This window comes from Flavihumibacter sp., from assembly GCF_036676075.1.
GTDB lineage: Bacteria > Bacteroidota > Bacteroidia > Chitinophagales > Chitinophagaceae > Flavihumibacter.
Genome location: NZ_JAKFDQ010000022.1, coordinates 180,557 through 195,244, shown reverse-complemented (window position 1 = coordinate 195,244; position 14,688 = coordinate 180,557). Strand labels below are relative to the sequence as shown.

The 14,688-nt window shown below is 45.5% G+C and carries 19 protein-coding genes and 1 tRNA gene; 14 read left to right on the top strand and 6 right to left on the bottom strand.

Translation table 11 applies throughout. The features are described 5' to 3' along the window. Positions 1–72 precede the first annotated feature (72 nt). Together V6M43_RS17380 and V6M43_RS17375 are read left to right on the top strand one after the other, a co-directional pair. Positions 73–537: a 23S rRNA (pseudouridine(1915)-N(3))-methyltransferase RlmH gene (locus V6M43_RS17380; protein WP_332737494.1), complete on the top strand. Its 465-nt coding sequence runs from the start codon at positions 73–75 to the stop codon at positions 535–537. Beyond that, positions 515–1,195, top strand: coding sequence for a rhomboid family intramembrane serine protease (locus V6M43_RS17375; protein ID WP_332737492.1), 681 nt, complete (start codon positions 515–517; stop codon positions 1,193–1,195). The genes V6M43_RS17380 and V6M43_RS17375 overlap by 23 nt, the downstream gene beginning before the upstream one ends. Here the strand turns inward: V6M43_RS17375 and tilS are convergent. Next, complete coding sequence (gene tilS / locus V6M43_RS17370; RefSeq protein WP_332737490.1) at positions 1,179–2,552, bottom strand: tRNA lysidine(34) synthetase TilS; 1,374 nt, start codon at positions 2,550–2,552, stop codon at positions 1,179–1,181. The genes V6M43_RS17375 and tilS overlap by 17 nt on opposite strands. Before the next feature lie 103 nt (positions 2,553–2,655). Here tilS and V6M43_RS17365 point away from each other — a divergent pair, with 103 nt between their 5' ends. Then, positions 2,656–3,330: a hypothetical protein gene (locus tag V6M43_RS17365; RefSeq protein WP_332737488.1), complete on the top strand. Its 675-nt coding sequence runs from the start codon at positions 2,656–2,658 to the stop codon at positions 3,328–3,330. Here the strand turns inward: V6M43_RS17365 and V6M43_RS17360 are convergent, their stop codons facing one another. Next, a complete protein-coding gene (locus tag V6M43_RS17360; protein WP_332737487.1) occupies positions 3,331–3,642 on the bottom strand; it encodes a tetratricopeptide repeat protein in 312 nt (103 codons plus the stop codon). It abuts the gene before it with no gap. Positions 3,643–3,753: 111 nt separating this feature from the next. On the opposite strand from V6M43_RS17360, the gene V6M43_RS17355 reads away from it, so the two are divergent. From V6M43_RS17355 to V6M43_RS17330, 6 genes are all read left to right on the top strand, one after another. Beyond that, positions 3,754–4,497: an electron transfer flavoprotein subunit beta/FixA family protein gene (locus V6M43_RS17355; RefSeq protein ID WP_332737485.1), complete on the top strand. Its 744-nt coding sequence runs from the start codon at positions 3,754–3,756 to the stop codon at positions 4,495–4,497. Between the two features lie 33 nt (positions 4,498–4,530). Then, the gene (locus V6M43_RS17350) at positions 4,531–5,493 is read left to right on the top strand and encodes an electron transfer flavoprotein subunit alpha/FixB family protein (RefSeq protein ID WP_332737483.1); all 963 of its coding nucleotides are present in this window, start codon (positions 4,531–4,533) and stop codon (positions 5,491–5,493) included. A gap of 42 nt (positions 5,494–5,535) precedes the next feature. Further along, a complete protein-coding gene (locus V6M43_RS17345; protein ID WP_332737481.1) occupies positions 5,536–6,132 on the top strand; it encodes a bifunctional nuclease family protein in 597 nt (198 codons plus the stop codon). A gap of 21 nt (positions 6,133–6,153) precedes the next feature. Beyond that, positions 6,154–6,999 carry a 4-(cytidine 5'-diphospho)-2-C-methyl-D-erythritol kinase gene (ispE, locus tag V6M43_RS17340; protein ID WP_332737479.1) on the top strand — a complete coding sequence of 282 codons (846 nt, stop codon included), beginning with the start codon at positions 6,154–6,156 and terminating at the stop codon, positions 6,997–6,999. A 306-nt stretch (positions 7,000–7,305) separates the two neighbouring features. Continuing rightward, entirely contained in the window at positions 7,306–8,547 is a 1,242-nt protein-coding gene (gene rocD / locus V6M43_RS17335) for an ornithine--oxo-acid transaminase (protein WP_332737477.1), read from the top strand. Further along, positions 8,544–9,140, top strand: coding sequence for a VIT1/CCC1 transporter family protein (locus tag V6M43_RS17330; RefSeq protein WP_332737475.1), 597 nt, complete (start codon positions 8,544–8,546; stop codon positions 9,138–9,140). The genes rocD and V6M43_RS17330 overlap by 4 nt, the downstream gene beginning before the upstream one ends. Here V6M43_RS17330 and V6M43_RS17325 read toward each other — a convergent pair. Together V6M43_RS17325 and V6M43_RS17320 are read right to left on the bottom strand one after the other, a co-directional pair. Next, positions 9,129–9,533, bottom strand: a complete 405-nt coding sequence (locus tag V6M43_RS17325) for a hypothetical protein (protein WP_332737473.1) — start codon at positions 9,531–9,533, stop codon at positions 9,129–9,131. The genes V6M43_RS17330 and V6M43_RS17325 overlap by 12 nt on opposite strands. Positions 9,534–9,597: 64 nt before the next feature. Continuing rightward, positions 9,598–9,671, bottom strand: a tRNA-Cys gene (locus tag V6M43_RS17320). A gap of 79 nt (positions 9,672–9,750) precedes the next feature. Between V6M43_RS17320 and V6M43_RS17315 the strand changes: the two genes are divergently transcribed. The 5 genes from V6M43_RS17315 (at position 9,751) to V6M43_RS17295 (ending at position 13,568) form a co-directional block, all read left to right on the top strand. Further along, positions 9,751–10,626, top strand: a complete 876-nt coding sequence (locus V6M43_RS17315) for a nucleoside phosphorylase (protein WP_332737471.1) — start codon at positions 9,751–9,753, stop codon at positions 10,624–10,626. 32 nt (positions 10,627–10,658) lie between these two features. Then, complete coding sequence (dapF, locus tag V6M43_RS17310; RefSeq protein ID WP_332737469.1) at positions 10,659–11,447, top strand: diaminopimelate epimerase; 789 nt, start codon at positions 10,659–10,661, stop codon at positions 11,445–11,447. A gap of 44 nt (positions 11,448–11,491) precedes the next feature. Next, entirely contained in the window at positions 11,492–12,430 is a 939-nt protein-coding gene (locus V6M43_RS17305) for a magnesium transporter CorA family protein (RefSeq protein WP_332737467.1), read from the top strand. An 81-nt stretch (positions 12,431–12,511) separates the two neighbouring features. Further along, positions 12,512–13,081, top strand: coding sequence for a hypothetical protein (locus V6M43_RS17300; protein ID WP_332737465.1), 570 nt, complete (start codon positions 12,512–12,514; stop codon positions 13,079–13,081). Between the two features lie 31 nt (positions 13,082–13,112). After that, positions 13,113–13,568 (top strand): NUDIX hydrolase, encoded by a 456-nt coding sequence (locus V6M43_RS17295; protein ID WP_332737463.1) that lies wholly within the window; start codon positions 13,113–13,115, stop codon positions 13,566–13,568. Positions 13,569–13,599: 31 nt separating this feature from the next. Here the strand turns inward: V6M43_RS17295 and V6M43_RS17290 are convergent, their stop codons facing one another. Next, the gene (locus tag V6M43_RS17290) at positions 13,600–14,331 is read right to left on the bottom strand and encodes an SIMPL domain-containing protein (protein WP_332737461.1); all 732 of its coding nucleotides are present in this window, start codon (positions 14,329–14,331) and stop codon (positions 13,600–13,602) included. 17 nt (positions 14,332–14,348) lie between these two features. After that, positions 14,349–14,651: a hypothetical protein gene (locus tag V6M43_RS17285; RefSeq protein ID WP_039128842.1), complete on the bottom strand. Its 303-nt coding sequence runs from the start codon at positions 14,649–14,651 to the stop codon at positions 14,349–14,351. Between the last annotated feature and the right edge of the window lie 37 nt (positions 14,652–14,688).

The following is a 14,688-nucleotide window of genomic DNA, read 5'->3' as shown; positions in this document are numbered from 1 at the left end:
TCCATGATACAAATCTCCCGCTTCAATTGATGCCGGTATGTGACTTTTGTCGCAAGAGATTATCTTGCACCCATGAAGATCCAGCTCTGGACAATCGGTAAACAACAGGATGCCTCCACTAAAGCAGCCGTTGATGATTTCACTATGCGCGTCAACCGCTATTTCCCTTGTGAATGGAAACTGCTGCCGCCATCAAAAGCCTCCGATCCCGCGCTGATAAAAAAAGCGGAATCACAAACCGTGCTGCAGTCGGTACAAAAAGACGATTACCTGGTGCTGCTGGATGAGCGGGGTAAAAATATCAGCTCTCCCGAGCTGGCATCCCTCTTACAGCAACGCGCAAACGAAAGCAGGAAACAGGTCATCTTCCTGATCGGCGGTGCTTATGGTGTGGATGCCGCTGTACGCGAGCGGGCCGATTTCACCTGGAGCCTTTCCAAACTGGTATTTCCTCACCAGGTAGCCCGACTGGTTCTTGCCGAACAGGTATACCGGGCATGCACCATCCTGCGCAATGAAAAATACCACCACGATTAATTATCTTGCCGCCATGTTTAGCATTACCCTATCCATTGTAATTATAACTGTAGTGATTTCCTTCATCGCATTTAACAACGAAAAGGTGAAGGAAGACTTGCTCTTCTGGCCCGCGGAGATCGATAGCCGAAAACAATACTACAGGTTCATCACCTGCGGATTTGTTCATGGCGATCTCATGCACCTGGCATTCAACATGATCTCATTCTGGAGTTTCGGAGAGTTCCTTGAAGTGGGACTATTTAGCCATCCTACCCTCTTTGGTAGCAATGGTAAAATGATGTTCCTTTTGCTTTATTTTCTTGCACTCATCTTTTCGGTGCTTCCCGATTATTTCCAGCACCGTAATAATTTTTCTTATCGCGCCCTTGGAGCTTCCGGCGCTGTATCGGCAGTGATCTTCTCTGCCATCATGCTTCAACCAGGAATGCCACTCCGACTGCTTTTCATACCGATCGATATTCCCGGTTATATTTTTGGTTTTATTTTCCTTGGTATATCTGCTTACCTCGCAAAAAGAGGAGGTGATAATATCGGTCACCGCGCCCACTTCAGCGGCGCAATCTTTGGCGTACTCTTTACCATTGTAGCTGCCAAACTTCTGGCCGATTATGATGTGATGAGTCACTTTATTGAAACCATCAAATCGAGGTATTAGTAAGCGGTACGAACTCAAATCGGAGGGTCTTTTTGGTTGATGCACTGATCCGGAAACGGTCATCGATCCTTTGTGCAAGTACCCAGATAATTCTTCCGGAAGATTCTATCACCCAGGTCTTTTCTTTCTGATTTCGACTTAGTTTATTATCAATGAAAAAGCGGGCAAGTTTTTTCTTTTTTCGCATACCCAGGGGGTAAAAATAATCTCCCGCTTTCCATGGGCGCAGCAATAATGGGAAGCGGATATCAGTAGCGTCGAGCCAGGCATCAAGGCTATTTTCCGAAATTGGTTCACCAGCATAGCCTTGAATTTTCCACTGGAGAATTCCATCGCGGAATTGAATCTTTCCCTCATCCCCTTCTAAAAGAATAATACCCGATGCCTCTGTGGGTAGTGGAGTTAGCACCAGCCAGTTCCTGTTCCGCAGAAGCCGGTGGGTAGGCGAATCTATATATTGCCCGGTCTGGCTATCGGCCAGAGCTTCAAGGTCAGCCATCTGCCCACTGCTAAAACCAAAAGGTTGCAGCCACTCATATAAAATGGCAGATTTACCTGGCAACTGTTTCCACTTAAGGATAGGAAGCTGTTCTTCTGCTTCTTTCTTAAGCACCAGTTTCTCCAACTGCCTCTTCATGGCTGCCATATAAAACTGCTCTATATCATGCAGGTGCCGCGCGCTATCATTGATGTTTTCGACAACAGTCGGGTACTGTTCACGTAATGCCGGGATTATATTGTTACGAAGGAAATTGCGGGCATATTTAGATTCAGCATTGCTACTGTCCTCCACCCAAGTCAACTGTTTTTGAGAAGCGTATTCAGTGATATTATTTCGACTGGCAAACAAAAGTGGGCGACGGATCTCGCCACGCGAGGGTAGAATGCCACGGAGCCCTGCGAGGCCTGATCCCCTGAATAAATTTATCAACACTGTTTCGGCATTATCGTCGGCATGATGGCCGGTGAGCATGTATTTTATTTCAGTATCAGAACCCTTACGCTCTGTTATAAGCTGGTTAAAAAATGCATAGCGAAGTTCCCTTGCGGCCACCTGTATGGATAGTTTTTTCTCCTGCGCATAATCACGGGTATCATAACGCGCCACGGCAATGGGCACATCCAATTGCTGCGCAAGCTGCCTGCAGAAATCCTCATCCCTGAAACTTTCCTGCTCACGCAACAGGAAATTTACATGGGCAATTTCAAAGCTATATCCCCCCTCCCGAAGCAGGTGGCAAAGTACTACAGAATCGATGCCGCCACTAACGCCCACGAGCAGCCGATCGTGCTTCGTAAATAACGAATGCTCTTCAATAAACTGCTTAAAAGCAACTGCCAGGTCTTTTTTGCTCATCTAGATTGCGTATATATCCGGGTATTTTTACGATAATAATATGCTACCTCCTCCCGTTAGTGTGGCATATTCGCCTCAGCGATAACCTTAAACTTGATCCTTAATGCCTGAAATAGGTCTTCTTATATCTGTAATTGATAATCTCACCCTCTTAGCTTTGCTGCTCACTGCTGCAATTTTACTGATTAAAAAGGGATGGGAACAGAAATTACAGTTGTTCATCCTGCTTCATGTGCTCTATAACCTGTTCCTTTTCGGGATCGTTTATATATACCCGATGGACTCACCCACTTTCCAGGCCATCAGCAACCTGACCATCCATATCGATACTATTACCGGGTTACTTTTCTTTTACTTCCTGTGGGATGATACCCGTTACCGGCGATTCCTGCTCATCACCATCATCCCTGTTATCGCCACCTGGATGCTGACCCTCTTTATAAAAGGCATCTACCGGAATACTTTCTGGAACCAGTTGCTGCCTTCTTTCTGGTATATGCTGGCTGCCGGTTATGCAATGATCTTGCTCTACAGGAATTCATCACTGACGGTAAACACGGTTTATGTGAGTCGATTCCTGCTGATCGCAGGATTCCTGTTCTATAATTTTATCTTCCTTGTGCTACAAACCTTTTATATATACTTCACCAGCATAAGTGATATCACCGATGCGTGGAATATCAACTACTGGGCTTATTTTATCTTCCGCCTCCTAATGCTTGCCGGAGTCATTTTCTGGTTCCGGAAGCCTGCAGCCCTTCAACCAATTATACGCTGATCAGAAAGAAAGCTCTTCCAATGCTGAGCGCAATTCACCAAATGCATGCTGGTCGCCCACCCGCCCTGCTGCTTCCATTCCTTTCTGGTAGCAATGTACTGCACCCTCGGTGTCGCCTGTACGCTCCAGCAATTTTGCCAGGTGGTAATAACTGCCAACATAATCAGGATTGGCAGAGAGGATGCCTTCAAATAGTTGCCGAGCCTGCTCATCATCACCGGTCTTGATATATTCCAACGCCAATGCATGTTTGAGAAATGAATCAGCTGGACTGGCCGCCAGAAATTCCTTAAGTTTTTGTATGCGGTCCATAATTCTTGAAAAAATTATTTGAGCTGCAACTGTAACTATCTTTGAACCTATTATATTTGTACAACGATTAGTTGCATAAACAACTTTCAAACATTACATAATTGCAGCTGTATGAAAATTTTAGTTTGTATCAGTAAAACGCCGGATACCACGGCAAAAATAGCCTTCGCGGATAACAACACGAAATTCGCTGCCGACGGCGTTCAGTGGATCATCAACCCCTATGACGAATGGTATGCTATGGTGCGCGCTATCGAGCTCAAAGAAAAGGATCCCTCCACTATTATCCATCTTATCAATGTTGGCGGCGCCGATGCTGACCCCATCATCCGCAAGGCCCTTGCACTGGGTGGTGATGAAGCCATCCGTGTTAACACAGACAGTACCGATTCATTCACAATTGCCAGCCAGATCGCGAATGTTGCCCGTGAGGGTGGTTATGAACTGGTATTCACCGGCAAGGAAACCATTGATTATAATGGATCCTCAATTGGGGGCATGGTAGCGGAGTTATTGGATATGCCCTTTGTATCGCTGGCCACCAAATTTGAACTGGCCGGTAATACGGCAACCATCACCCGCGAAATAGAAGGCGGTGAAGAAGTTGCCGAACTCTCAATCCCTGTTGTGGTTAGTTGCCAGAAAGGAATGGCCGAGCAGCGCATTCCCAATATGAAAGGTATTATGGGCGCACGTACCAAGCCATTGAAAGTGGTGGAACCAGTTTCAGTAGAGGCACTTACCAGTATTGAGCGTTTTGAATTGCCTCCGGCAAAAGCAGGTGTTAAGTTGGTATCGCCCGATAATCCGGAAGAGCTGGTTCGCCTGCTTCACGAAGAGGCTAAACTTTTCTGATCACCTTATTCCATCATCATTCAATTGCTACGCATGTCTGTTCTTATATATATAGATCAAGCCGAAGGCCAAATAAAAAAATCATCTTTCGAAGCAGCCAGCTATGGCGCGAAACTAGCAGAACAAACCGGCACCAGTGCCGAGGCCCTGGTATTAGGAAATGTTAGTGACGATCTCTCTGCCCTTGGAAAATATGGCATTAAAAAAGTGCACCATGTTGCCGATGCGCAACTCGATCACCTCGATGCTCAGTTGTTTATTAAAGTTATTGCAGAAGCGGCCGCGGCCAGCAAGGCAGATATCATCGTTATCTCTGCCAATGTGAATGGCAAGGCCATTGCGCCCGGACTCTCCGCCCGCCTCAAAGCCGGACTGGTAGCGGGTGCTGTTGCACTGCCCGATACCAGTAATGGATTCGTGGTGAAGAAAGCCGTTTTCAGCGGAAAGGCATTTGCCAATATCAGGATCAATTCCCCCATTAAGATCATATCCCTCACCCCCAACGCATTTACACCAGTTCTGGGAGAAGGCGTTGCAGAGGTCGCACCATTTGCTGCCACCCTGGAAGCACCGAAGGTGAAAGTTACCGCCACCAATAAAGTGAAGGGACAGATTCCATTAAGTGAAGCCGAGTTGGTGATCAGTGGCGGTCGCGGATTGAAGGGACCTGAGAACTGGGGTATGATTGAAGAGCTGGCACAATTGCTGGGTGCGGCAACAGCTTGTAGTCGCGCCGTTGCCGATGCACACTGGCGTCCGCACCATGAGCATGTTGGACAAACAGGAGGATCCATCGCTCCCAATTTATATTTTGCTGTAGGCATCTCCGGTGCTATCCAGCACCTGGCTGGGGTGAACCGAAGTAAGACTATCGTTGTGATCAATAAAGATCCGGAGGCACCATTCTTCAAAGCCGCTGATTATGGTATTGTGGGTGACGCTTTTGAATTGATGCCGAAGATCATTGAGGCGGTGAAAAAGCTGAAAGGCAAGTAAGCGGTTTTTTTTAGTAAAATGCCTTAGTTTCGTGCCTTCATTATGAGGAAGATAGAACTGGAAATAGTAGCCTTGTCGCACAGCATTACCCAAACACATTCATACGCAGTGGTGCTTGGGGAGGTAAATGGACTGCGCAGATTACCCATCGTAATCGGCGGTTTTGAAGCCCAGGCCATCGCTGTTGCACTGGAAAAAATGCAGCCCAGCCGCCCGCTGACACATGACCTGATGAAGAACTTCATGAGTGCCTTCAATGTTGACCTCACGGAGATCATCATCAGCGACCTGCAGGAAGGGATCTTCTATAGTAAACTGGTTTGTGTAGGTGAAAATGATACCGTGGAGATCGACTCCCGTACTTCTGATGCCCTGGCACTTGCCGTGCGTTTCGGATGCCCTATCTATACTTATGAGAACATCCTCGACAGTGCCGGCATCCTCATGGAAGACAGTTCTGGCAAGGCTAAAAAGCAGGTGGAAGCCGGGGCGCCAAAAGAAAGTCCCTCCGGCCGCGAAGACCTCAGCGCACTCAATCTCGAAGAACTTAACACCCTGCTCAGTGAAGTGCTGGAGCAGGAAGACTACCTGCGGGCCATCGCCATCCGTGATGAGATCAACAGCAGAAAGTCACAATAATATTTCGCTAAACTAACGGCCTTGATCGTTTTCCCAAATGCCAAGATCAACCTGGGATTACAGGTTAAAGCCAAAAGGCCTGACGGTTTCCATGACCTGGAAACCGTCTTTTTTCCTATTAACTGTACCGATATGCTGGAAGCAGTGCGTGCTGAAGAATTTGCGTTTACCACCAGCGGCCTTCCAATCGATGCAGCTTCGGAACATAATCTTTGTATTAAGGCCTGGAATATTCTGGCAAAAGATTTTGCGCTATCGCCGGTAAAGATGCACCTGCATAAGCAGATCCCCATGGGGGCGGGCCTCGGTGGCGGAAGCTCCGACGGCGCTTTCACCTTATTGCTTCTAAACAAATTATTCAAACTGGATCTTTCCGAAGAACTGCTTATCAACTATGCATTGCAGTTAGGAAGCGATTGTCCTTTTTTTATTCAGAACAAACCGGTGTTTGCCACTGGAAGGGGTGAGATCATGGAACCGGTTGAGATCCCTTCGATGAGAGGTAAAAAAATACTCCTGGTAAATCCAGCCCTGCATATCAGCACCCGCGAGGCATTTGAGCAACTTGAGTTGAAGGGAGGAAATTCAGATCTCAGGGAGGTGGTGAAGGAGCCGGTGGAGAGGTGGAGGGATGGAGGGATGGAAGGATCGAGAGATGGAGGGATGGAGAATGATTTTGAAGCGGGGGCAAGCGCGAGATATCCTGAGATAGCTCAGATCAGGGAAGAACTTTATAAGCAGGGCGCACTGTATGCCGCTATGACAGGCACAGGCTCAACGGTGTTCGGAATTTTCAAAGAAGTGCCGGCAGGATGGGAAAAAAGCTTCCCCACCCAATATCGCTGCATCGCCACAACCATGGCCTGATTTTTCCCACTGCCTAAAAATTCCTATTTTCGTACAAAGCATTCATATCAACTCACACACTACCATATTCAGCTTCCTGGCTGCTAACCTTGATCTTCTAAATCACTGACGGAAGAAATGTAAGAGGTAAGATGTAAGATGTAAGATTTACGTTGGAGATGTACTGCGGTTTTTTGGGGTTTGTGGTGGGGTTATTCTCCTGAAATGAATAATGGCGTTTTTTCTGTTCTCTTTTATCTATTCTCTATTGCCTCTTTTATTCCCTATTGACTATTGACTATTGCCTTACAAAAAATTTCTTCCAAAATGTCATCAACAATCGCAACTATAGTATCTGAAAAAACAGCCTATTTTCTTGAATTAGAAGAAAAGCATGGCGCACATAATTATCATCCCCTGCCTGTTGTTCTTGAACGCGGCGAGGGCGTTTTTCTCTGGGACGTGGATGGAAAAAGATATTTCGATTTCCTGAGTGGATACAGCGCTGTTAACCAGGGACATTGTCATCCGAGAATTGTGCAGTCGCTCATTGAGCAGGCTTCTGTTCTGACGCTTACTTCCCGTGCTTTTCATAATAACCTGCTCGGGGAATATGAAAAATATATCACCGAATATTTTGGCTATGATAAGGTGCTGCCAATGAACACCGGTGTGGAAGGTGGTGAAACCGCTATTAAACTTGCGCGTCGATGGGCCTATGTTAAAAAAGGTGTTGCCGAAAACAAAGCCAAAGTGCTGTTTGCTGAAAATAATTTCTGGGGAAGAACACTGGCAGCGATCTCCTCTTCTACCGACCCAAGCAGCTATAGTAAGTTCGGTCCCTTTATGCCGGGCTTTGAGATAATTCCTTACAATGACCTTGCAGCCCTGGAAACTGCCCTGCAGGATCCTGATGTAGCAGCATTTATGGTGGAACCCATCCAGGGTGAAGCAGGTGTAGTAGTGCCGCATGATGGATACCTCACCGGCGTACGTGAACTCTGTACAAAATATAATGTACTTTTCATAGCTGATGAAATCCAGACAGGATTAGCCCGCACTGGCAGGATGCTTGCATGTGATCATGAGGGCGTAAGGCCTGATATCCTGATCCTCGGAAAGGCATTAAGCGGAGGAACAATACCCGTGAGTGCAGTGCTGGCAGATGATTTCATCATGATGAATATCAAGCCGGGAGAACATGGATCAACTTATGGTGGAAACCCGCTCGCCTGCAAAGTGGCGATGACGGCACTGGCAGTTTTGAAGGATGAAAGCCTGGCCGAACATGCAGAAGAGATGGGTGAATTGCTGAGAACAGAACTGGCGAAGCTAAACTCCCCCTATATTGAGACCATCAGAGGAAGAGGTTTGCTGAATGCCATTGTTATCCGACACCAGAATCCGGAAGCAGCATGGGATCTTTGCCTGGCGTTGAAAGATGCTGGATTGCTTGCCAAGCCAACCCATGGTGATAAGATCCGCTTTGCACCGCCACTGGTTATCAGCAGGGAGCAGATTCTTGAAGCGGTGGCAATTATTGGGGAATGCTTAAAACAACTTGATTGAGAAGAGATATAGCAATCGGAATGAGTGATGGAAGTACCGTGCCACTTGCCCTCGCAGCAGGATTGAGTGGCATGGCCGTTCCGTCTGATATCATCGTTTTTTCAGGATTGGTAATTGCCTGTGTTGGTGCTGTAGCCATGGGCATCGGGGCATGGGCGGCACAGCGATCTACCAATACCCAAACCATCAGCTCGCCCGACCTTATGGAACTTGGATTCTCCGAAAGTCAGCAGGAGCAGGCCATTTCAGTGCTTAGGAAAGAACATAAGAACCTGGAAGAGGTGATCAGTGTTCCTGACAAATTAAAAGAGAAAAATAATAACCAGGTATATCGGAGGGCAGCAATAACAGTTTCTATTGCTTATTTTTTGTCGGGCTTACTGGTGATATTTCCCTACATCATATTAACTGATCCGGTGCGTATGCTTTTTACTGCAGCTATCATTGCCTGTGCAATACTTGTGATCTCAGGATATTATAAAGCAAAAGAGAATGGGATCAACCCATTGTTTGGCGCTATCCTCACAATGAGTATCGGGATCATGGCAGCAGGCGCTGCATTCGGGGTGGCGAAACTCATATCAGGATCCTGATATGCCGGTCTTAATATCTGACTCCCTTGGTAGCGCAGCCATAACCATCTGTATAAGTGATGCTCCCAATAAGAGATACAATCCCCATTGGCGCGATGGACAATCACCACCATGACAAGTTGATACAAGAATATAATTCCGGAATGCCCAAGCAAGATTAAATCCCGCAAAAAAAAGATTGGTTTTCTTGGCCCATAGTTTAGGCACCAGGAATAATACTAACGAAATCGCACTCATAAATACATTCATGATACCCGGTTTACCAAAGCCTGTACCTTCAGTTGAAAAACCGGTTACATGAATGTTCAGTCCCGGGATGATAACCCAGGTAAGAAAACAGGATATGATAACGAGCAAGGATGCGACTGCACCAACCTGGTTAGAATATTTCATGATATATATAATAAAGTAACAACAAAAAAAGAGGACCATAGTTTTTAAACTATGATCCTCATTTTGGAGGTCCCGAGCGGATTTGAACCGCTGTAGAAGCTTTTGCAGAGCTCTGCCTAACCACTCGGCCACAGGACCATTTAAAGAAGGGCGAAATTAGGGATTTTTATACATTCGTTGCAAATCTCTTCAAACTATTTTCATAAACGCATTGATCATGAAATCTATTGCACCTTCAGAATTAATTATTAACAATCGCGGTGCTATCTATCACCTCGATCTGCGACCGGAAGAACTGGCAGAAACCGTTATCACGGTAGGCGATCCCGACCGTGTTGCAGCCATCAGTAAATATTTTGACCGGGTGGAATACAAGCGTCAACATAGAGAATTCATCACCCATACTGGTTTTATTGGAACCAAACGAATCTCCGTTTTATCAACCGGTATTGGTCCCGATAATATTGATATTGTATTGAATGAGTTGGATGCATTGGTCAATATTGATTTTGAAACCCGTATGATCAGGCCTTCGTTACATTCGCTGTCAATTATTCGCATAGGCACTTCCGGGTCACTGCAGGCAGATATTCCTGTGGATGGATTTGTTGCCGGCACACATGGTTTGGGTATCGATAACCTGTTGAACTTTTACCTGCATGTTCAGCATGAGGAAGAGCAGCAACTTATCCAGTCGTTTCTCACCCAAACGCAACTGCACCAGAAAACCGCCCAACCATATATCACCAGTGCCTCCCCTTCGCTGATGAAGCATTTTGTAGAAGGCTATCACCAGGGCATTACCGTTACTTGCCCCGGTTTCTATGGTCCACAGGGAAGGGTGCTGAGGCTGGGACTGAATAATCCCGACCTGATTGACCGCCTGACTGATTTTCGGTTTGGTCAGCACAGGATCGCTAACTTTGAAATGGAAACCTCCGCGATATATGGACTGGGCCGATTGTTGGGGCATCATTGCCTTAGCCTGAATGCCATCGTTGCAAACCGGGTATCAAAGGAATTTTCTAAAGACGGGCAGGCTGCAGTTGAAAAGCTGATCCAGAAATCACTTGAGATCATTGCCGCCATTTAGCACCGCCATTTAACCACTTAACCAGTGACCGTATGAAATTGGATTTTTTTAAATACCAGGGTACAGGAAATGATTTTATCATACTTGATAATAGAAAGGGCGATCACTCCACACTAACAGCTTCGATTATCCGCTTTTTGTGTGATCGTCGGTTTGGCATAGGAGCTGACGGACTCATGCTATTGAATTCGAGGAGTGATTATGATTTCGAAATGAAATATTATAATGCTGATGGCAATGAAAGCAGCATGTGTGGCAATGGTGGAAGATGCCTTGTGAAATTCGCTTACGAAACAGGGATCATCCGCACTACTTATCGTTTCCTTGCAGTAGATGGTGAGCACGAGGCAGAGATCGACGAACAGGGAAGAGTTAGACTTAAGATGCAGGATGTTATTACGATCAATGAATTCAAGGGCGACCAGGTATTGGATACCGGCTCACCCCATTATGTGAAGACTGTTAAAAATATAGAAGAGATAGATGTGTTTGAGAAGGGACGGGAGCTGAGAAACAACGATCATTTTTCGCCTGGAGGTATTAATGTGAACTTTGTAGAAACAACATCTGATCATGAGATCAAGGTGCGCACCTATGAACGTGGCGTGGAAGATGAGACCCTGAGCTGCGGAACCGGCGTTACAGCATGTGCTATTGTGAATTATCACAATGAGTTTGGCTTTAACGAAGTGAGGGTGCAAACCCGTGGCGGATGGTTGAGCGTGGAATTTGACCGCAACCATGATGGAAGCTTCACTAATATCTGGCTCCGCGGGCCTGCTGAAAAGGTTTTCACCGGCACAGTGGAAGTAGGCGCATAAACCTCTTTTTGTGATTATAGCTTTTATCTGTTATTTGCAGCCACGTGATCCAGTACTTTAAAAATATCAACCACCAGACCATTGCCATCAATAAGCCTGAAAACGGCGCATGGGTGAATGTGCTTCCACCGCTTAAGCAGGAGGAGTTCACTGAATTGGCTGAGGGACTGGATATTCCGCTCGACTTCCTTACCGACTCACTCGATATTGATGAAAGAACCCGTTTTGAAGAAGATGATAATGTAAAACTCATTGTCATTAAAACTCCGACGGAGAACAATTCTTTCAATGATAGTGACGCGTTTTATATTACCATTCCTATCTGTATTATTTTAACGCATAACCAGATCGTAACGGTAAACTCTTTTGAGAATGATGCCATCAAGAAATTCCTGAATACTTTCCAGAACCGTCATCCCGATAACCGAAAGCTGATGGTGCTTAAGATAATAGAGAAAGTGGTGCAGAACTATATGGAATTCCTAAAAGAGATCAATCACAAAAGAAACCTGCTGGAGCAAAAGCTCTATGATTCAAACAGGAACGAGGAACTTTTGCAACTGATGCGGATCCAGAAAAGCCTGGTGTATTTTGTAACGGCGTTACGTAGTAATGAACTGTTGCTGATCAAACTGGAGAGAACCAATTTTCTCAGTCTTAATGAAGAGGAAAAAGAGATCATGAGTGATCTGATCGTTGACAATTCGCAGGCCCTTGAGATGGCAAATATTTATACGAATATCCTTTCCAGCACCCTCGATGCTTTTGCCAGCATCATTGCCAATAACCAGAACGAAGTGTTGAAAAGGCTTTCTGTTATTACCATCACGCTAAGCTTCCCGGTATTGGTGGCCAGCATTTATGGCATGAACGTGCCTATCCCCTATGCCAACTCGCCCTATGCGTTTTATATTCCCGTATTTCTTTCCATGGCTATCTCGCTCGCCATTGGCTGGTTTTTCCTTAAGAAAAAGTTATTCTGATTCCTGCCGGTTGCATTTCACTAGTGGATTTTGTAGTTTATTGAGGTGAAGCCTCACCTTATCCTTTTATGCTTGTTGGGCATGGCCTGCAAATTATCATTTTCGCAGGAGCCAGTAGAGAAGCCTGTTCCCCTGAAAGGTTTTTTTGGGGTAAACCTTGGAGTAAGTGGGAGCTTTTCCGAAAAGCGTGGCCCGAATTATATCGGCATGACGGATGCCATGTTCAATCTTTCTTTCAGTTATACAAAACCGCTTATTAAAGACCTGGGCTTATCAATAATACTACAGCCTATTGGTGTATTCACAGAAATTTTTGCATTTGAGGGCGATTTCTCCTGGCAATCCTCATTGATCGCCGCCGTTAATATAGGTCACGGTTCAAGTTTGGTAAGCGAGGCAGGTTATGGATGGTATGGTGGAGCGGGCATCGTGTATAATTTACTCGAATCCTATGATAAAAGAGGAGGTGAATTTTACTTTCATAAGTTGACAATCTTTGGTCCGATAGCGGTTACTGGATTTCGTATTCCTCCTAAGGCTGGAAGAACAGAACATATTGATTTCCGGCTTAGTTATGGAATGGATATGACCGTGTCAAAGAAAAGACTTTATGAAATTCGGCTTTCCTTTGGCGGATTTGGTAAAGATTGATATTCGGTGCATTTTGCAGGAAAGGAATCTCATGTTTAATATCCGGGTTTATGGAATACTGATCAATGAAGACCGGCAGGTATTGGTTAGTGATGAAAAGATTCGCGGTGGATTGTATACGAAGTTTCCGGGAGGGGGACTTGAATTTGGTGAAGGAACACGCGATTGCCTGGCCCGTGAATTCATGGAAGAAATGCAATTGAAGGTTAATGTGGGAGATCATATTTATACAACGGATTATTTCCAGATGAGCGCTTTCAATCCCGCCCACCAGATCATCTCCATTTATTATTTTGCCCATGCGCTTGAAGAAATCAAAGCACCCCTCAGAACTATCCCCTTTGATTTTGATGAATCACAGCTACGCATATACGAGGAAACCAAAGAGATAGAAACTTTCCGTTTTATAAACTGGCATGAGTTCAATGAGGATGCTGTTACATTGCCTATTGACAAGATCGTTGCATCCATGGTCAAATCACGCTGATCCCTCCATCCCTCCATCTCTCCATCTCTCCTTACCGGGCCAAATAATCCACCTTCAGCGTTATGCTCGCAGTCTTCTCCCTTGAGCTTGTATTAAATGCCCCGCCATAACTGTAATCCTCATTCGAATTTTTACCGGTTATCTGGAACACACCCATATTCGCTTTTTTCAGGTGGCCCAGTGAAATGCCGCTGCTCTTAGCGATTGTTTCTGCTCTCAGCTTAGCATCCTCCGATGCCTTGGCAAGCAGGTCGATCTTTAGTTCATTTAGTTGTGTATAGTAATAGGCTGGTGCCATGGAATTGAACTCCAGTCCACGCTCGAGTAGTTCCGTCACTTCACGCGATACTTTTTCAACTAAGATTATGTTTTTTGAATCTACCGTCACCCTTCCTGTTAATGAATAACCTGTGAATGCGGAACCAGTCATCCTGCCATTTTCGTCATAGCGCGAATCAAAAAGTTTTTGCATATCAACAGAGGAAAAGACAATCGCAGAATCGGGTATACCCTTCCCTTTCAGGTAATCGCGTATTTGCTTCTCATCTTCTTTGAGTGATGCGTAAGCGGCGCGGAGATCCATCCCGGTTCTGGTAAAGCTTCCCCTCCATACTACCTGGTCACTGGTGAAATCTTTTTCTGCGAGTCCGGTCACGGTAATTGTTTCCGTGGAGATGAATTTATATTTATATGCGTTTGCCAATATCAATACGCTGATAATGACCGCAACGCCGATGATGATTGCGCCAGCAAAATTTTTCATGAGTAAGGTTAAATATTCTAATGGTGGATAGATAATTTTTTGATCATCTCGGCGCTAATATCATCGGCATATACGCCATAGGCATTTACCAGCGTTCCCTTCTGCCCGTGTTTGGATTCTATAGCATATAAAATACTGGAGTCCGACGGGTTTGTGGCACCTTCAAAACGGTGAACTTCAACGATCTCGAATTCTGAAGGGAGGAGGTTGACCGGGGTCTCGTGGCAGGTGATACAATCAAAAGAAAGGTTAAAATCTATATTGAAACCACGCTGCTTCAGCCCGTTTACGGCTTCTGATAAAGTATCGTAGGCTATCATGGCTTAAAATTGAAACACAATCTAATAAAACTTCCCT